The sequence below is a fragment of the Zobellella endophytica genome, from assembly GCF_003012775.1.
Taxonomy (GTDB): domain Bacteria; phylum Pseudomonadota; class Gammaproteobacteria; order Enterobacterales; family Aeromonadaceae; genus Oceanimonas; species Oceanimonas endophytica.
Map to the genome: position 1 here is coordinate 300,988 of NZ_PXYG01000001.1, position 17,122 is coordinate 318,109.

General features: G+C 66.4%; 13 protein-coding genes. 5 read left to right on the plus strand and 8 right to left on the minus strand.

The annotated features are described in order from the left end of the window. The first annotated feature begins 2 nt into the window (after positions 1-2). On the plus strand, positions 3-1,550 hold the full coding sequence (locus C7H85_RS01325) for a cobyric acid synthase (RefSeq protein WP_245879529.1): 1,548 nt from the start codon (positions 3-5) through the stop codon (positions 1,548-1,550). A 4-nt stretch (positions 1,551-1,554) separates the two neighbouring features. Further along, the gene (gene cobO / locus C7H85_RS01330; RefSeq protein WP_106727919.1) at positions 1,555-2,172 is read left to right on the plus strand and encodes a cob(I)yrinic acid a,c-diamide adenosyltransferase; all 618 of its coding nucleotides are present in this window, start codon (positions 1,555-1,557) and stop codon (positions 2,170-2,172) included. A 129-nt stretch (positions 2,173-2,301) separates the two neighbouring features. On the opposite strand, the gene C7H85_RS01335 is transcribed toward cobO, so the two are convergent. Together C7H85_RS01335 and C7H85_RS01340 are read right to left on the minus strand one after the other, a co-directional pair. After that, on the minus strand, positions 2,302-2,793 hold the full coding sequence (locus C7H85_RS01335) for a GNAT family N-acetyltransferase (RefSeq protein ID WP_106727920.1): 492 nt from the start codon (positions 2,791-2,793) through the stop codon (positions 2,302-2,304). Between the two features lie 193 nt (positions 2,794-2,986). Beyond that, complete coding sequence (locus tag C7H85_RS01340) at positions 2,987-3,421, minus strand: IS1096 element passenger TnpR family protein (protein ID WP_106727921.1); 435 nt, start codon at positions 3,419-3,421, stop codon at positions 2,987-2,989. Between the two features lie 323 nt (positions 3,422-3,744). Here C7H85_RS01340 and C7H85_RS01345 point away from each other — a divergent pair, with 323 nt between their 5' ends. Beyond that, positions 3,745-4,302, plus strand: a complete 558-nt coding sequence (locus tag C7H85_RS01345; protein ID WP_106727922.1) for a macro domain-containing protein — start codon at positions 3,745-3,747, stop codon at positions 4,300-4,302. 163 nt (positions 4,303-4,465) lie between these two features. Beyond that, positions 4,466-6,193: a potassium/proton antiporter gene (locus C7H85_RS01350; RefSeq protein WP_106727923.1), complete on the plus strand. Its 1,728-nt coding sequence runs from the start codon at positions 4,466-4,468 to the stop codon at positions 6,191-6,193. Between the two features lie 94 nt (positions 6,194-6,287). Here C7H85_RS01350 and C7H85_RS01355 read toward each other — a convergent pair whose 3' ends face one another. The 6 genes from C7H85_RS01355 to C7H85_RS01380 all read right to left on the minus strand — a co-directional run bounded on the left by C7H85_RS01355 (position 6,288) and on the right by C7H85_RS01380 (position 15,358). After that, on the minus strand, positions 6,288-6,638 hold the full coding sequence (locus C7H85_RS01355) for a rhodanese-like domain-containing protein (protein WP_245879530.1): 351 nt from the start codon (positions 6,636-6,638) through the stop codon (positions 6,288-6,290). Between the two features lie 135 nt (positions 6,639-6,773). Further along, positions 6,774-7,223 (minus strand): YtoQ family protein, encoded by a 450-nt coding sequence (locus C7H85_RS01360; RefSeq protein WP_106727925.1) that lies wholly within the window; start codon positions 7,221-7,223, stop codon positions 6,774-6,776. An 82-nt stretch (positions 7,224-7,305) separates the two neighbouring features. Beyond that, complete coding sequence (locus tag C7H85_RS01365) at positions 7,306-8,388, minus strand: PQQ-dependent sugar dehydrogenase (RefSeq protein WP_106727926.1); 1,083 nt, start codon at positions 8,386-8,388, stop codon at positions 7,306-7,308. A gap of 60 nt (positions 8,389-8,448) precedes the next feature. After that, on the minus strand, positions 8,449-9,333 hold the full coding sequence (locus C7H85_RS01370; protein WP_106727927.1) for a transglutaminase family protein: 885 nt from the start codon (positions 9,331-9,333) through the stop codon (positions 8,449-8,451). Between the two features lie 11 nt (positions 9,334-9,344). Further along, positions 9,345-11,954, minus strand: coding sequence for a circularly permuted type 2 ATP-grasp protein (locus C7H85_RS01375; RefSeq protein WP_106727928.1), 2,610 nt, complete (start codon positions 11,952-11,954; stop codon positions 9,345-9,347). A gap of 71 nt (positions 11,955-12,025) precedes the next feature. Then, positions 12,026-15,358 carry a transglutaminase family protein gene (locus tag C7H85_RS01380; protein ID WP_106727929.1) on the minus strand — a complete coding sequence of 1,111 codons (3,333 nt, stop codon included), beginning with the start codon at positions 15,356-15,358 and terminating at the stop codon, positions 12,026-12,028. 308 nt (positions 15,359-15,666) lie between these two features. Here C7H85_RS01380 and C7H85_RS01385 point away from each other — a divergent pair, with 308 nt between their 5' ends. Then, complete coding sequence (locus C7H85_RS01385) at positions 15,667-17,121, plus strand: circularly permuted type 2 ATP-grasp protein (protein ID WP_106727930.1); 1,455 nt, start codon at positions 15,667-15,669, stop codon at positions 17,119-17,121. Position 17,122 lies beyond the last annotated feature (1 nt).

Below are 17,122 nucleotides of genomic sequence, written 5' to 3' on the forward strand. Positions count from 1 at the left end.
CCATGCCTGACCCTTTCTCTCTCCCTCCCGGCCCGGACGGCCGGGCCCTGACCCTGATGGTGCAAGGCACCGCCTCGGACGCGGGCAAGACCACATTGGTGGCGGGGCTGGGCCGGCTGTTCGCCCGCCGCGGCATCAGGGTGGCGCCGTTCAAGCCTCAGAACATGGCGCTGAACAGCGCCGTTACCGTCGACGGCGGCGAAATCGGCCGCTCCCAGGCACTGCAGGCGGCGGCCTGTTTACTGGCGCCGCAGATCGACTTCAACCCGTTGCTGCTCAAGCCCGAGAGCGACACCCGCGCCCAGGTGATACTGCAGGGGCGGGCGCTGTCCTCGGTGGAAGCGAGCGAGCTGTTCGGCCCCGACAGCCTCAACAAGAATAAAGCGCGGCTCTTCGCCGCCATCCTCGACTCCTACCGGCGGCTGTGCGGCCAACACCAGCTGGTGCTGGTGGAAGGGGCGGGCAGCCCGGCGGAGATCAACCTGCGCCAGGGCGACATCGCCAACATGGGCTTCGCCGAGGAGGTGGACTGCCCGGTGATACTGGTGGCCGACATCGACAAGGGCGGGGTCTTCGCCCAACTGGTGGGCACCCTGGCGCTGTTGAGCGACGCCGAGCGTGCGCGCATCAAGGGCTTTGTGATCAACCGCTTTCGCGGCGACCTCCGCCTGCTGCAGGACGGCCTGACCATGCTGGAGCGGCTCACCGGCAAGCCGGTGCTGGGGGTGCTGCCCTATCTCACCGATCTGCGGCTGGACGCCGAAGACGCCATCATGCGCACCACCAGCCGAAGCGCCGAGGCCGAGCCGCTGCGGGTGCTGGCCCTGGTGGCGCCGCGGATCAGCAACCACACCGACCTCGAGCCCCTGCGGGCGCATCCGGGGGTGGAACTGACCCTGGTACACAGCAGCGAGGAGCCCGGCCGGCTGCCGCCGGCGGACCTGATTATCCTGCCCGGCAGCAAGGCGGTGCGCGCCGATCTGGCCTGGCTGCGCCGCCAGGGCTGGGATAGGGCCCTGGCGCGCCACCTGCGCTACGGCGGCAAGGTGCTCGGCATCTGCGGCGGCTACCAGATGCTGGGCCAGCGGGTCAGGGATCCGCTGGGCCTCGAAGGCGAGGCCGGCGAAAGCCGGGGCCTGGGTTATCTGCCGCTGGAGACCGAGTTAAAAGACCACAAACAGCTGCGCAACGTCACCGGCACCCTGCGACTGGCGGGCGGCCGGGTACCGGTGCGGGGCTATGAAATCCACTGCGGCGAAAGCCGGCTGCTGGCGCCGGGCGAGCGGCCCTTCGAGCTGGTCCGCGCCGGGGGCGAGACGGCGACGGACGGCCTGCTGTCGGACGATGGCCAGGTGCTCGGTACCTATCTGCACGGCCTGTTCGACCACCCGGAGGCCTGCGACCGGCTGCTGGCCTGGGCCGGGATCCAGAGCGGCCGGCAGTCCCCGGACCGGGACGCCCTGCGCGAGCAGAGCCTGGAGCGGCTGGCGGATACCCTGGAACAACACCTCAACCTGGAGCTGCTACTGGCTTCGATACAACAAGGATAAAAACATGAGTGAACAAGACGACCGCGAGCAGACCAAGGCCCGGCGCCACCGGGAGCGCCAGCAGCGGCTGAAGGAAAAGGTGGACGCCAAAATAGCCGCCGCCACCGAGGAGCGGGGCGTGCTGCTGGTGCTGACCGGCAACGGCAAGGGCAAGAGCACCGCCGGCTTCGGCACTGTGGCGCGGGCGGTGGGCCACGGCAAGCGGGCGGCGGTGGTGCAGTTTATCAAGGGGGCCTGGGAATGCGGCGAACGCAACCTGCTGGAGCCGGCGGGCGTGCCCTTTTTCGTGATGCGCACCGGCTTCACCTGGGAAACCCAGAACAAGGAGCAGGACATCGCCGCCGCCGAACAGACCTGGGCCGACGCCGAGCGACTGCTGGCCGACCCGGCCATCGATCTGGTGCTGCTGGATGAGCTGACTTACATGGTGAGTTACCACTACCTGGAGCTGGAGCGGGTGCTGACCGCCCTGAAACACCGCCCCGCCCACCAGCACGTGGTGATCACCGGCCGTGCCTGCCACCGCGCCATTATCGAGCTGGCGGACACGGTGAGTGAAGTGCAGCCGGTCAAGCACGCCTTTGAGGCCGGCATCAAGGCCCAGCCGGGGTTCGATTACTGACAGGGGTGGCGGGGCGCAGGCGGCCCGCCTGACTTCCCGCGCAGCGGGAAATATGGCGGCATATTCATGCGGGCGGGCCGCCCGCGCCCCAATGCTGGTCCTTGCTTCAACCTTAAACCATAGGGCGCGCTAAAGTTCCAGCGCCATGGCCCTGGGGTCGTCTCCGTAGCTGGCGCAGAGTTCGGCATTGCGCAGGGGCCGGAAGCCGAAGCGGGCCCAGAAGCCTTCGGAGCCCTGCACCGAGACCAGGCTGACGCGCGCGAACCCTTGTGCCCGGGCGCGGTCGAGCAGCGCCGCCACCAGCCCCTTGCCCACCCCCAGGCCGTGGGCCCGGGGGCTGACCGCCAGATCGTGCAGGTACAGCCGATCGCTGGGGCCCGCTATTTCATACTCCCGGTGCAGGGCCGGCAGTCCGGCGTGGGGCCAGGGGTGGCTCAGCAGGTAGCCGAGCAGGGCGCCGCCCTGGTCCCGGCATTGCAGGCAGGTGGCGGGGGAGGCGCGCCACTTGCTGCGCAGCACCGCTTCGCTTTCGGGTGCCAGCTCCTGGTAGCACCGGGCCTGGAGCGCCAGGATCTGCGGCCAGGCAGCCTCGGTAATGGGTTCGATGGACAGTAACGACATGATTCCCCGGTATAAAAACGGACATCGAGCGTCATGATAACAGGCCGCCGGCAAATCGTCGTCGCTCGGTTATCGCTTCAGCGAAGGCGGGGGTTCGGTGCAAAGGGTCATGGATCTCCGCCTGCGCGCAGTTGAGCCGCCTTTTCCCGGAGATCGGTCACCAGGTCGCTCCTGGCCGAGTCGGCGCAACGTATTATTCCTCTTCCCAGTCGTCATCCCAGCCCGGGTATTGCTCCGGCTTTTGCCCTTTTTCCTCGAGCAGGCGGGGGTAGTGCACCCCGTCAACGGCCGCGAACGGCTTCTTCCGGGTTTTGGCGATCTGGAAGGTCCAGCTGTCTCCATAATCGAACAGGTAGAACAGCTTGCGCTTGTTCTTCAGCGGGAACAGGCTGCCGATGGTGGTGCTGTACACCTTTTCGTTTTCGTCGTCGAAACAGCTTTGATCCCGGCTCGTTGGAGTGAGGGCGATAAAGAACTCGTAGAGATGATCGTCGTCGAAATTGACTACCCGTCGGATAATATCATGCAGCTTGTCCAAGGTGGTGTCTTCTTCCAGCTCCAGGGAGCCTTCCCAGGGGTGTTTGGCATTAAGCCCGTAAAGCAGTGTTACCTTCAGCGTGATGATCATCGCCAGCCCTTTCTCCTGTGCCTGTCATCTAAAACGATGGCGCCAGCTTAGCAGAAACGCCTGATTTGGGGAGGGAGCCGCCGGGATATCGGGTATTTCGCTCTGGAGTCTTGCGGGCATGGATGTGCTCCCAGGGGGTTGGAGTGCATTGCGTTGCTCTTTCAGCCGGCGGCATGGCGGTGAACCCGGTGATTTTCCGTGGGCGTGGTTCAAGTATCGACCGTTTTCGGTCGCGTTGCCGGGCGGACGACAGGGTAAGGCGTCGCCGGTTGCGGTTTTTTGCCGTACGCTTTGAGGTGTAGCACAACCGGGAGGAGACGATGATGAGTCTGCAGATTCAGGGGGTGATCATCGAATGCGTCCGCGGCAATATCGCCGACCAGCCGGACATGGAGGCCATCGTCAATGCGGCCAACGCCGAACTGCGCACGGGCGGCGGCGTGGCCGGGGCCATTCACCGGGCGGCGGGGCCGGAGTTGGAGCAGGAATGCCGTGCGCTGGCACCGATCCGGCCCGGGCAGGCGGTGATCTCCGGCGGCCACCGGCTGCCCAACCGCCATGTCATCCATTGCCTGGGACCGGTGTACGGGGTGGACCAGCCGTCGGCGGCGCTGCTGGCGTCCTGTTATCGAAACGCACTGCAACTGGCCGAGCAACAGGGCCTCGCTTCGCTGGCCTTTCCGTCCATTTCCACCGGGGTGTTCGGCTATCCGATGGCGGAGGCGGCCGGGGTGGCCTTTACCACCATACTGGGCGAGCTGGCGCGACTGAAGTCGGTGCGGCGGATCCGCTTCGTACTGTTCGGCGAGGCGGATCTCGATCTGCACCAGAAGGCGTTGCAGCAAGCGGCCGGACGGGCTGGGCAGGGCGAGGTACGCTGATGTCGCGGCGGACACGCCGGGGCCGCTCTCGGGCCGTCCCGGAACCATAACGGCTGCCTGTAAATGAATATATATTTTTAATTTTTAACTAAAAATTCATTTTTATCTGGCCGGGGTGAATGTGATATAACTACACCATCTAAACCCTGCCGGAATTGCCTAGTTGAATAATATCGAGCACCTGTTTTTGTTGTCCGGGGTTTTACTCTGTTTAAGCGTATTGGCCACCCTGCTGTCGGCCCGCTCCGGTATTCCCATCCTGTTGATCTTCCTGTTTATCGGCATGCTGGCCGGCGAAAGCGGGCCCGGCGGCATCGAGTTCGAAAGCTATTCCCTGGCCTATGGCATCGGCAACCTGGCGCTGGCCATCATACTGCTGGACGGCGGCATGCGTACCCGTATGGAAACCTTCCGGGTCGGCCTGCGCCCGGCGCTCAGTCTGGCTACCCTGGGGGTGGTGATCACCAGCGGCATCACCGGCCTTATCGCCGTCTATATCCTCGATCTGAGCTGGATGCATGGCCTGTTGCTGGGGGCCATCGTCGGCTCCACCGACGCGGCGGCGGTGTTCTCGCTGCTGAGCGGCAAGGGCATGCACCTCAACCAGCGGGTGGGGGCCTCGCTCGAAATCGAATCGGGCACCAACGATCCCATGGCCATCTTCCTCACCCTGACCCTGATCGGCCTGATCACCGGAGAAATGGACGGCGCCGGCGATGCGCTGCTGTTCCTGCTCACCCAGTTCGGGGTGGGCGCCGTGGCCGGCCTGTTGGGCGGCCTCATGCTGGTGCAGTTGATCAAGCGGGTGGAGCTGGCCTCGGGCCTGTATCCGATACTGGTGACCGGCTTCGGTCTGGCGCTGTTCGCGCTGACGGCCTTCCTCGCGGGCAGCGGCTTCCTGGCGGTGTACCTGGCCGGCCTGGTGCTGGGCAATGCCCGGCTGCGCCACATGGAGGCGATTCTGCCGGTGTACGACGGCTTGGCGTGGCTCAGCCAGATCGGCCTGTTCCTGGTGTTGGGGCTGCTGATCTCGCCCTCCGACATGTGGGCCATGGCCATTCCCGCCAGCCTGATCGCCCTGGCGCTGATTTTCGTGGCCCGGCCGCTGGCGGTGCTGGCATCGCTGGTGCCCTTCTTCCGTTTCAACCTCCGTGAGCTGGGCTTTATTTCCTGGGTGGGGCTGCGCGGCGCCGTGCCCATTGTGCTGGCTATCTTCCCGCTGATGGCGGGCATTCCCGAAGGTTCGATGCTGTTCAACGTGGCCTTTTTCGTGGTGCTGATTTCGCTGCTGGTACAGGGTTCGACCCTGCCGCAAATGGCGCGGTTGCTGGATGTGGAGGTGCCGCCCGAGCCGGCGCCCAAGCGGCGCTCCATGCTGGGCATCTTTCAGGAGGACGACTTCGAGATGTTCCTCTACACCGTGGACAGCGAGTCCATCGATGGTGTGGTGGTGCGCCAGCTCACCTTTCCGCCCCACTGCCGGGTGGCGGCGGTGTTCCGGGGCGAAAACCTGCTGCCGGCCTCGGGCAGTACCCGGCTGGCGATGCACGATACCCTGTGCGTGATCGGCCGCAGCAACCACCTGAAAACCCTGAACAACATGTTCGGCGGTGATCTGGACGCGGCGCGCAGCAAGGCCCGGGCCTTCTTCGGCGACTTTATCCTCGACGCCGGTGCCCGCATGGGCGACGTGGCGCTGATGTACGGGGTGGACGTGGACGAAAGCGAGGTGGGGCTGACCCTGGGTGATTTTATGCTCAAGCACAACAGCGGCCACCCGGTGGTGGGCGACCATTTCATCCGCTACGACATGGTGTGGACGGTGGCTGACGTGGACGGCGACCGGGTGCTCAAGGTGGGCCTGCGCGAGCACGAACTCGACAAACACTGAACACGGCGGGCTCAGGGAGCATCGGCGTGTTCAGCATTGTTCCATCAGGCCGGGCCCCGGCATCGGGGGGCGTCGGTTCCGGGTAGGCGGGCCGCTACGGTGCGGGTTCGCCTTGTTCCGCCGCGCTGCGGGTTTCCATGCCGGCAGCCTTCAGGGTTTCCAGCGCACCGTGATCCACCACGTTCCGGTAGCCCAGGGCCTGCAGGGCTTCCCGCGCCATCTGCGAGCGGTTGCCGCTGCGGCAGTAGAGGTTGAGCGGGGTCTGCTTGTCCGGATATAACTCGGTCACGCCCCGGGCGATGCGGGTATGGGGAATGTTCACGGCGTCGGGCAGGTGTTCCTGCCGGTATTCCTCGGCGGTTCTGACGTCTATCCACACCGGCTCGGCGGCCAGGGCCAGCGGGCTCAGACACAGCAGCAGCAGTGCGGCCATCCAGTTCTTCATGGGGTACATCCTGTATGGGGGAAGCCGCCAGTGTAAAACAGAAAAAGCTGAATCACCCGGGCCGGGCCGGCAGAAACCGACAAAAACCGGCACAGCAAACAAAATAAGCGGAGACCATGGCCCGCTCCTTGGGTATCAGGACAGCAGGTAGGCCAGGATGTCCACCACCTGCTCCGGGTGGCGGCAGGTGGCCTTGGCGGCTTCGTCCACTTCCTTCAGGGCGTGGTCGTGCTCGGCGTCGTGCAGGGTGATGACGGGTTTGCCCCGGGCGACCGCAACGCCGGCGTCGAAGGCGGCGTTCCACTGCTTGTACTTGGGCCCGAAGCGCACCACCACCAGGTCGGCGTTGTTGATATGGGTGGAGGTGCGGATACTGTTGATGCCGGAGGCCTTGCGATCGCGCCAGAAGGGGTCTTCCTCGCTGCCCAGGATATTCACCCCCACCAGGTCGCTGGCGTCGTGATCGGTGACCGCCGAGCTGAACTGCACGGCCAGTCCCCTGGCGCGGGCGCCGTCGATGATGCGTTCACGCCAGTCGCTGTGGATCTCGCCGGACAGGTAGACATTCCATATTTTCTGACTCATGTTGCGTCCCTTATTGTTCACAAAAATAACAAATAAAAAGTACAGTTGTTAAAGGTTAACGCAATTCAAACCGAAAATCAGCCTATTGTGCCGGCAGCAGCTTCAGCAGTTTGCCGTCGGTCTCGTCGGTCAGTACATGGATGCCGCCGTCGCCGGCCTGGACCACGGCGCGGATCCGGCTGTTCAGCTCGCTCAGCAGGTGATGCTCCTGCACCACCCGGTCGCCGTCCAGCTCCAGCCGCACCAGCTTGCGCCCGGCCAGGGCGCCGACGAACAGCTGGTTCCGCCACCGGGGGAACAGCTCGCCGGTATAGAACATCATGCCGGAGGGGGCGATGGACGGCACCCACACCCAGAGCGCGTCCTCCATGCCCGCCATCCGGCTGCCCTGGCCGATACGGCCGCCGCCGTATTCCTCGCCGAAGGTCACCACCGGCCAGCCGTAGTTGGCTCCCTTCTTGATCAGGTTGACCTCGTCGCCGCCCCGGGGGCCGTGCTCCTGGGCCCAGAGCACGCCGGTTGCCGGATGGATGGCGGCGCCCTGCACGTTGCGGTGGCCGTAGCTCCAGATTTCGGGCAGGGCACCGGCCTGGCCGACGAAGGGGTTGTCGGCGGGTACCCGGCCGTCGTCGTGCAGGCGGAGGATCTTGCCCAGGTGGCTGTCGAGCCGCTGGGCCTGATCCCGGGAGTGGAAACGATCGCCGGTGGTGATGAACAGGTAGCCGTCGGGGTCGAAGGCCAGGCGCGAGCCGAAGTGGGCGCCGCCCGAGGTCTTGGGCCGCTGCTCGAACAGCACCTGCAGTTGCTCGAGCCGGTCGCCTGCGAGCCGGGCCCGGGCCACCGCCGTGCCGGCGCCACCCCGCCCGGGCTGGCTGTAGCTGAAGTAGAGCCAGCGGTTGTCGGCGAAGTCCGGGTGCAGGGCGAGATCCAGCAGGCCGCCCTGGCCGGCGGCGGCGATGTCCGGCAGGCCGCGGATCTCGCTGTGCGTGCCGCCCTCGGTCAGCCGCAGCAGCCGGCCCCGGCGCTCGCTGACCAGGATGTCACCGTCGGGCAGTTCGGCCAGGCCCCAGGGATGATGCAGGCCCTCGGCCAGGGTGTCGACCCGGTAGTCCTGGGCAAAGAGGGCGGTGCTGAGCAACAGCAACAGGGCGGCAAACAGGCGCATAAGTCTCTCCGTGCGGAATCAAGATATTGATTCTGTTCACTATAGTGCCGAATACCCGGTTCAGACAGGGGCTTCGTCCGCCAGCGGGATCACGTCCACCGCCACCGTCAGCCGATCATTGCCGCCGCCGGTCATCACTCCCTTGAGCGGGGTCACGTCGGAAAAATCCCGGCCCCAGCCGAGGATGATGTAGCGCTCGTCGGGCAGGCAGCCGTTGGTGGGGTCTATTTCCAGCCAGCCCCAGCCGGGGATAAACACCGCCAGCCAGGCGTGGGTGGCATCGGCGCCCTGCAGCCTGGGCTGGCCCGGGGGCGGCAGGGTTTCCATGTAGCCGCTCACATAGCGCGCCGCCAGCCCCAGCGAGCGCAGGCAGCCGATGGCCAGGTGGGCGAAGTCCTGGCACACCCCGCGCCGGCTGGCGAGCACGTCGAGGATGGGAGTGGCGATGGTGGTGTGTTCCGGGTCGTAGGTGAACTCGTTGAAGATCTGCAGGTTCAGGGCATAGATGGCGTCCACCAGCGAGCGCCCCGGGGTAAAGCTGGCCCGGGCGTAGTCGGCCAGGGCGGGATCGGCTGACACGAAATCGGAGTCGAGCATGAACAGCCGGGCATCCAGGCACTCGGTACCTTGTCGCAGGCATTCGATGGCCTGCTCCCAGGTGATGAAATAGTCGTTGTCGGGCAGGGGGCGCGGGCTGGTGGTGATCCGGCTGGTGGTGGTGACTTCCAGGCTGTCGTGCAGCTCCTGGATGGAAAAATAGCCGACCCGGTTGCCGAAGAAATCCCGCCGCTCCCGCAGCCGGACCGGGGTGGGATGGATCACCGTGTCCGTCTGCTCTACCCGCTGCCAGGACAGCTCCCGCGGCAGCAGCCGGGCTTCATTGTGGCTCAGGGCCACCTCGGCGGAATAATCGTAACGGGTGGTGTGGCGCAATTGATAATGCATGGTCGGCATCCTTACACGGATTTCTGCATGGTCACCAGCTGGCGGGGCGCCTCGGCATGGCTGAAATGACTGTGGGAGACGGCGTTGGACAGCTCCGACAGCGGCGCCAGCAGGCTGTCCAGCAGCCCGCTCAGCACGTCCCGCGCCTCGTTCGAGTGCTCCAGATCGCCGAGCCGGCTGATGTCCACCAGGTGCAGGGTGCTGGAGGCCTGGATCACCAGCCGGGTTTCCTGATTGCGGTAGGGGATGTTCTCGGGCTGGGGCAGCTTGTCAATCTGGCGCTCCAGCCGGCGCAGCATGTAGCCCACCGAGCGCGGATTGGTCTCGTCGAACAGCAGCAGATCCAGAATGGCCGAGGGATGCAGCTGGGAGCGGTAGCGGCGGCGGTACACGGTCAGGTTGTCGGTGGTGGCCAGCACCACTTCCCACAGCGGGATGCCCGGGCGGCGGGCGGTGAGCAGCGCCAGCTTGAGCAGTTCCAGGCTGCAGATGACCCGTTCGATAAAGCGGCCCAGGTCGAGGAAGCGCCAGCCGTAGTGATGGGGCATGGTCTCGTTGCACAGGCCGAAGAAGGCGGCCAGGTCGGTCACCACGCCCTCCAGGTGGCGCTGGCCGCCCATGGCGCCCTGGTCGCGGGGCATGTCGTTGAATTTCTGGCGCAGGCTGTTGACGGTACGCCAGGCGTCGTCGCCCAGGTGGTCGCGCACCGCCCGGCAGTTGCGCAGGAAGTGGTTGAACAGCCAGGGCAGACCGTCCGGGTGCTCCTCGCTGAACAGCTCCAGCAGGCGCTGGCGCAGGAAGATATAATCCTGCTTGAAGCGGTGGCGGGCGGGTTGCTCCCGGTACAGGGCGGCCAGTTCCTCGGGGCTGGGGTAGGTCAGCTCCAGGGCGGTGAACAGGTCCGGGATCAGGCTGTCGCCCGCGTCGCCCTGATCTTCCTGCAGCAGCCGGGAAAAGGCCTCGCGCAGCAGCCGGGAGCGGATATCCAGCCGTTCGCCGTAGCGCCCCATCCAGAACAGGCTGTCGGCCACCCGGCAGGGCAGATCCTGGCCGTCGCGGGTGACCACGATGGGGCCGTGGGCCTGGCGCAGCAGGCTGATATGGGGCTGGGGCACCGGTGCCAGTACCCAGATGTCCTTCACCGTCCGGCTTTCCATCAGCGGGGTGCCGGGCTCGCCCACCCAGGCCAGGCCGCCGGGCATGATGCGGTAGTGCCGTTCGCCGGACGGCTTGTGGATGTCGTCGGGCTCCACCAGACTGAACAGCCGCAGGTTGACCGGTTGCGGCTCGAGCTGGCGGGTCCTGACGTCGAACACCGGCGCGGTGGCGCCACTGAGCCGGGCCTGGGCCACGAACAGGTGGGGATAGCGCTGCATCCGCCGGTGCAGGGAGGCCAGGTCATCCGGGGCGAGCTGCTCCGGGCGGATGATCTGCGCCGGGCTCTGTACGTCGCGCAGCCACCAGCGGCCGGGCTCGGCCAGCACCTGGGCCAGCCGGGCGGCCTCGCCGCACCAGAGGGTGTCGCGGCCTTTCAACTGCAGTTCCTCGCCGAGCAGATGGCGGCACAGCTGTGGCAGGTAGCCGGCCAGGGCCGGGTGTTCGAGGATACCGGCGCCGAGGGCGTTGGCGATGGCCACCTCGCCGTTGCGCGCCGCCTGCATCAGGCCGGGCACGCCCAGCAGGGAGTCACCGCGCAGCTCCAGGGGATCGCACCAGGGGTCGTTGATCTGGCGCACGATGACGTCCACCTGCTTGAGTCCGCCCAGGGTGCGCATGGACACCTGGCCGTCGCGCGCCACCAGATCGGCGCCTTCCACCAGTGAGCAGTTCATGTAGTTGGCCAGCCAGGCATGCTCGAAGTAACCGGGGCTGCCGGGGCCGGGGGAGAGCAGCACTATGTTGGGCTGCTCGCGCTGGTTGGGGCACAGCGCCGCCAGGCTGCGCAGCTGGGCCTGCAGGAAGCCGGCCAGGCGCTTGAGCGGGGCTTCCCGGTACAGGTTGGGCAGGGCGCGGGCCAGGGTGATGCGGTTCTCCAGGGCATAGCCGGTACCGGAAGGGGACTGGGTCCAGTCGCCCAGCACCAGCCATTGGCCGTCGCTGTGGCGTACCAGGTCGGTGCCGTGAAAGATCACCAGCGGCCGATCCGGGGGCGGGGTATCGTCGGCGGCGGGAAACAGGAAGCTCGGGTGGGTATAGATCAGCTCGGGCGGCAGCAACCCTTCACGCAGGATGCGGCGTTCGCCGTAGATGTCTTCCACCAGCGCTTCGAGCAGCCGGCTGCGCTGCTTCAGTCCCTGCTCCAGCTGTTCCCATTCCTCGGTACCGAGCACGAAGGGCAGGCAGTCGAGCTGCCAGGAGCGCAGCCGGCCCGGGTCGTCCTCGTAGGTGTTGAAGGTGACCCCGTTTTCATGCAGCAGGTTCTGCGCCTCTTCGCAGCGGCCGAGCAGGGCCTGGGTGCCGAGCTGGCTCAGTTCGTCCAGCACCGGTTGCCAGCGGGCATGGATCCGCTGTCGGCCGGTCAGCAGTTCGTCGTGGCCGGGTGCCCCGGACTGCAGCAGCTTGCCGGCATAGTTGGCCAGCAGCGTCTGCAGCTCGGCACTGAAATGGTTGGGATCGAGCATGGTGGTTACCGGGTGAAGGCCGACCGCACCGGCTCTCCGGTGCGGTCGGCGCGGTTGCGCTTATGCGGGCATTATAGACTGGCATCGCCGGCGGATCTGTAGTGGCGGCGCAGATCCAGGGTATGGGGGTATTCGCCGGCCGGGGTTTCCGGCGGTATCGCCACCGGCCCCTGGCTGTGGCCCATGGCCCAGAAGCGGGCCAGGCGCCGGGCCTCGGCCTCGTTGGCGTTGACCGGAAAACGCTGGTAGTTGCGCCCGGCCGGGTGAGCCACGTGGTAGGTGCAGCCGCCGAGGGAGCGCTGGTTCCAGCTGTCGATCAGGTCGAACACCAGCGGCGCCTGCACCGGGATCAGCGGGTGCAGCGCCGAGGACGGTTGCCAGGCCCGGTAGCGCACCCCCGCCACCGCCTCGCCGTTGACCCCGGTGGGGACGAGCGGCACCCGCCGGCCGTTGCAGGTGAGCACGTGACGGGCCGGGTTGTAGCCGGACAGCTTCACCTGTAGTCGCTCCACCGAGGAGTCCACGTAGCGGGTGGTGCCACTGCCGCTCACTTCCTCGCCCAGCACATGCCAGGGCTCGATGGCCTGGCGCAGCTCCAGCTGCACCTGGTCGTAGCACACCTGGCCGTAGTGGGGAAAGCGGAATTCCAGGAAGGGGGAGAACCACTCGGGGTTGAAGTCGGTGCCGTGGCGGCGCAGATCGGTGAGCACGTCGAGCAGGTCGGCCCACAGGTAATGGGGCAGCAGCCAGCGGTCGTGCAGCGCCGTGCCCCAGCGCACCAGCGGCCGGCGATAGGGCTCGGCGGCGAAGCGGGCCACCAGGGCACGGATCAGCAGTTGCTGCATCAGGCTCATGCGGGCATGGGGCGGCATCTCGAAGGCGCGCATCTCCACCAGCCCCAGCCGGCCGGTGGGGCTGTCCGGGGAGTAGAGCTTGTCGATGCAGAACTCGGCCCGGTGGGTGTTGCCGGTGATGTCGGTGAGCAGGTTGCGCAGCAGCCGGTCCACCATCCAGGGTTGGGGCACCTCGCCCACCGGCATCTGCTGCAGGGCGATCTCCAGCTCGTACAGCGCCTCGTGGCGGGCTTCGTCGATGCGCGGCGCCTGGCTGGTGGGCCCCATGAACAGGCCGCTGAACAGATAGGACAGGCTGGGGTGGTGCTGCCAGTAGCCGAGCAGGCTGGCCAGCAGATCCGGCCGGCGCAGGAAGGGCGAATCCGCCGGCGTCTCTCCCCCCAGGGTGATGTGGTTGCCGCCGCCGGTGCCGGTGTGGCGGCCGTCGAGCATGAACTTCTCGGTGCCCAGGCGCGACAGGCGGGCCTCTTCGTACAGGATTTCGGTGTTGCGCACCAGCTCGGGCCAGCTTTTGGCGGGCATGATGTTCACCTCGATCACGCCCGGGTCCGGGGTGATCATGAACTGCTCCAGGCGCGGATCCGCCGGCGGCGCGTAGCCCTCGATACACACCGGCAGCTCCAGGGCGGCGGCGGTCTGCTCCACGGCGGCCAGGAGCGCCAGGTAATCCTCCAGCCGGGGCAGGGGCGGCATGAACAGGAACAGCTTGCCCTCGCGCGGCTCCAGGCACAGGGCGGTGTGGATGGTGCCGTTGTTCTGCTCGGCCTGCTGCTCCTGCCACTGCTGGCCCGGTGCCGGCTGGTGGTGGCCGCCCGACTCGAACCGGTGCTGCCAGGCGCTGTAGCGGCTGGCCACCTCACCGTGCAGGTCGGGCAGCGGCGGCCTCGATTCGAACAGGCTGGCCGGCTGGGGCTGGTCCTCGCGCCCGGCCATGGGCAGGGACGACAGCGGCAGGCGCAGTCCCATGGGGGAGTCGCCGGGGATCAGGAACAGCGACTCGCGGCGCACCGGCCAGGGCCCGGTGCGCCAGCGTTGCCCGCTCTGCTCGCGCAGCAGCGGCAGGGCGAAGCCGGTGATGTCGTCGAGTCCCCGCTCCAGCAGCCGGGCCAGGCGCCGGCGGTTGTCCTCGTCCTTGAGGTTCTCGCCGCGCAGATCCACATCCACCGGTTGGCGCTGTTCCAGCCAGAGGTAGTAGTAGGCGTCTTCGAAGCAGGGGATCAGCCACTTGTCGGCGATGCCGAGGCGCTTGACCAGGGCCTGGCCGAACAGCCGGGCGTGCTCGGGGGTGACGGCATAGTGTTTGCCGATGTCCGCCAGCCAGCGGTCGTCCCGCCACACCGGCTGGCCGTCCTTGCGCCAGTAGCAGGCCAGGGCCCAACGGGGCAAGGGCTCGCCCGGATACCACTTGCCCTGCTGGTAGTGCACCAGGCTGCCGGGGGCGAAGTGGGGCCGCAGCCGGTGCAGCAGTCCTTCCGCCAGTCGGCGCTTGGTGGGGCCCTGGGCGGCGGTGTTCCACTCCGGGCCGTCCATGTCGTCGATGGACACGAAGGTAGGCTCGCCGCCCATGGTCAGGCGCAGATCCTGCTGTTGCAGCCGCTGGTCCACCTGCTCGCCCAGGGCGAGGATGGCTTGCCACTGCTCGTCGCTGTAGGGCCTGGTGACCCGCGGATCCTCGTGGATGCGGGTCAGCTGCATATCGAAACCGAAGGTCACCTCGCACTCGTCGGTAAAGCCGGTGATGGGGGCGGCGCTGGCGGGTTCGGGCGTGGCGGCCAGGGGCAGGTGGCCCTCGCCGGCGAACAGGCCGGAAGTGGGGTCCAGCCCTACCCAGCCGGCACCGGGAAGGTAGACCTCGGTCCAGGCGTGCAGATCGGAAAAGTCGGCCTCGGTGCCGGAAGGGCCGTCGAGGGCCTTGACGTCGGCGGTGAGCTGGATGAGATAGCCGGACACGAAACGGGCCGCCAGCCCCAGCCGGCGCAGGATCTGCACCAGCAGCCAGGCCGAATCCCGGCAGGATCCCCGGCGTTTTTCCAGGGTTTCTTCCGGGCTCTGTACCCCCGGCTCCATGCGGATGTTGTAGTCGATGTCCCGCTGCAGGCGCTGGTTGAGCGCCACCAGGAAGTCGACCACCGGGCTGGGGCGGGGGGCCACCTCGCTCAGCCAGGCGCCGAGCCGGGGACCGGCCTCTTCCAGCTCCAGGTAGGGGGCCAGTTCCTTTTTCAATGCGTCGGAATACTCGAAGGGGAAGTCCTTGGCGTAGTCTTCCACGAAGAAGTCGAAGGGGTTGATCACCGTTTGCGGCGCGATCAGCTCCACCTCCACCTGCAGGTGGGAGATCTTTTCCGGAAATACCAGCCGGGCCAGGTAATTGCCGAAAGGATCCTGTTGCCAGTTGATGAAATGTTCGCCGCCCGACACCCTGAGTGAATAGGCGTCCACCGGCGTCCGGCAGTGGGGAGCCGGGCGCAGCCGGATCAGGTGGGGAGACAGCGAAACCGGCTTGTCGAAGTCGTAACGGGTAACATGTCTGAGTGCAACGCGAATGGTCATGGGCGGATCCCGGCAGGTTGAGGTCAAGGCGATGGCTACGTCTGCTGCAGGCATAAGCATAGCAATAGCTATGCCATCGCAGGCGAGCTCTCTGTTCGCGTGGCAGTCTGTTAACAGCACTAAAACATCAGTGATATCAACACCATAAAATGCACACTTATGGTGCGTGGCTGCAGCGCAAAAAGCGCCGCCGTGGTGCGGGCGGAGAGGGCCGATCATGGCTTTGGTTCTATAATTGGGGCTTGGTACAGCGATTGCAGAGTGCGGTGACGGGCCTTCCGTTTTCATCAGTACCGGGAATCACGCTTATGAGCAAAGTGAACTGGCAGAACTACGCGTGCAATGGGTTTTATGACGAATTGATCGCCGGGCGGGGCCTGCCGCGGGCCGAAGCCAGAATGTTGTGTGAGTACCTGGCTCAGCTGGAGTCCGATGACCTTGCCGAGCTCAAGGCCGCCGCCGAGGTGGCCATCCAGGCGATGGGCATCACCTTCACCGTCTACACCGAAGGCAACATGATCGACCGGGCCTGGCCCTTCGACATAGTGCCGCGCATCATACCGCTGCAGGAGTGGCAGAAGACCGCCGCCGGCCTGAAACAGCGGGTGCGGGCACTCAATCTCTTTATCGACGATCTCTATCACGAGCAGCGCATCGTCAAGGAGGGAATACTGCCCGCCGAGGTGCTGGCCCAGTCGGTCAACTTCCGGCCCCAGTGCGTGGGGGTGACGCCGCCGCACCGGGTGTGGGCCCATATCTGCGGCTCGGATCTGGTGCGCGACAAGGACGGTACCCTCTATGTACTGGAAGACAACCTGCGGGTGCCATCGGGGGTGTCCTACATGCTGGAAAACCGCAACGTCACCAAGCGGGTGCTGCCGGAGCTGTTCGCCACCGGTCGTATCCAGCCGCTCGACGACTATCCGGCCCAGCTCTACGACATGCTGGCCGGCATGTCGCCCCGGCCGGGGGAGGAGCCGCAGATCGTGGTGCTGACCCCGGGCATCTACAACGCCGCCTACTTCGAGCATTCCTACCTGGCCCAGCAGATGGGGGTTGAGCTGGTGGAAGGGCCGGATCTGGTGGTGCAGGACGACGACTGCGTGTACATGCGCACCGTGGACGGCCTGCGGCGGGTGGACGTGATCTATCGCCGCATCGACGACATGTTCCTCGACCCGGAAGCCTTCAACCCGGACTCCATGCTGGGCGTGCCCGGCCTGATGCGGGCCTGGCGCCGGGGCAAGGTGGCGCTGGCCAACGCCCCCGGCGCCGGGGTGGCGGACGACAAGGTGATCTATGCCTTCGTGCCGGAGATCATCCGTTTCTATCTGAGCGAGGAGCCCCTGCTGCCCAATGTGCCCAGCTATTTGTGCATGTTCGAGCAGGATCGCGCCCACGTGCTGGCCAACCTCGACAAGCTGGTGGTCAAGCCCGCCAATGAGTCCGGCGGTTACGGCATGCTGGTGGGGCCACACGCCACGGCGGCGGAGCGGGCCCGCTTCGCGGATCTGATCAAGGCCAACCCGCGCAACTACATGGCCCAACCGACGCTGGCGCTGTCGACCTCACCCACCCTGTGCGAGCAGGGCATGGAGCCGCGCCACGTGGATTTGCGGCCCTTCATCCTGTCGGGCGAAGACACCTATGTCACCATGGGCGGCCTGACCCGGGTGGCGCTGACCAAGGGCTCGCTGGTGGTCAATTCCTCCCAGGGTGGGGGTAGCAAGGACACCTGGATAGTGGATGTGGGAGGGAACTGAT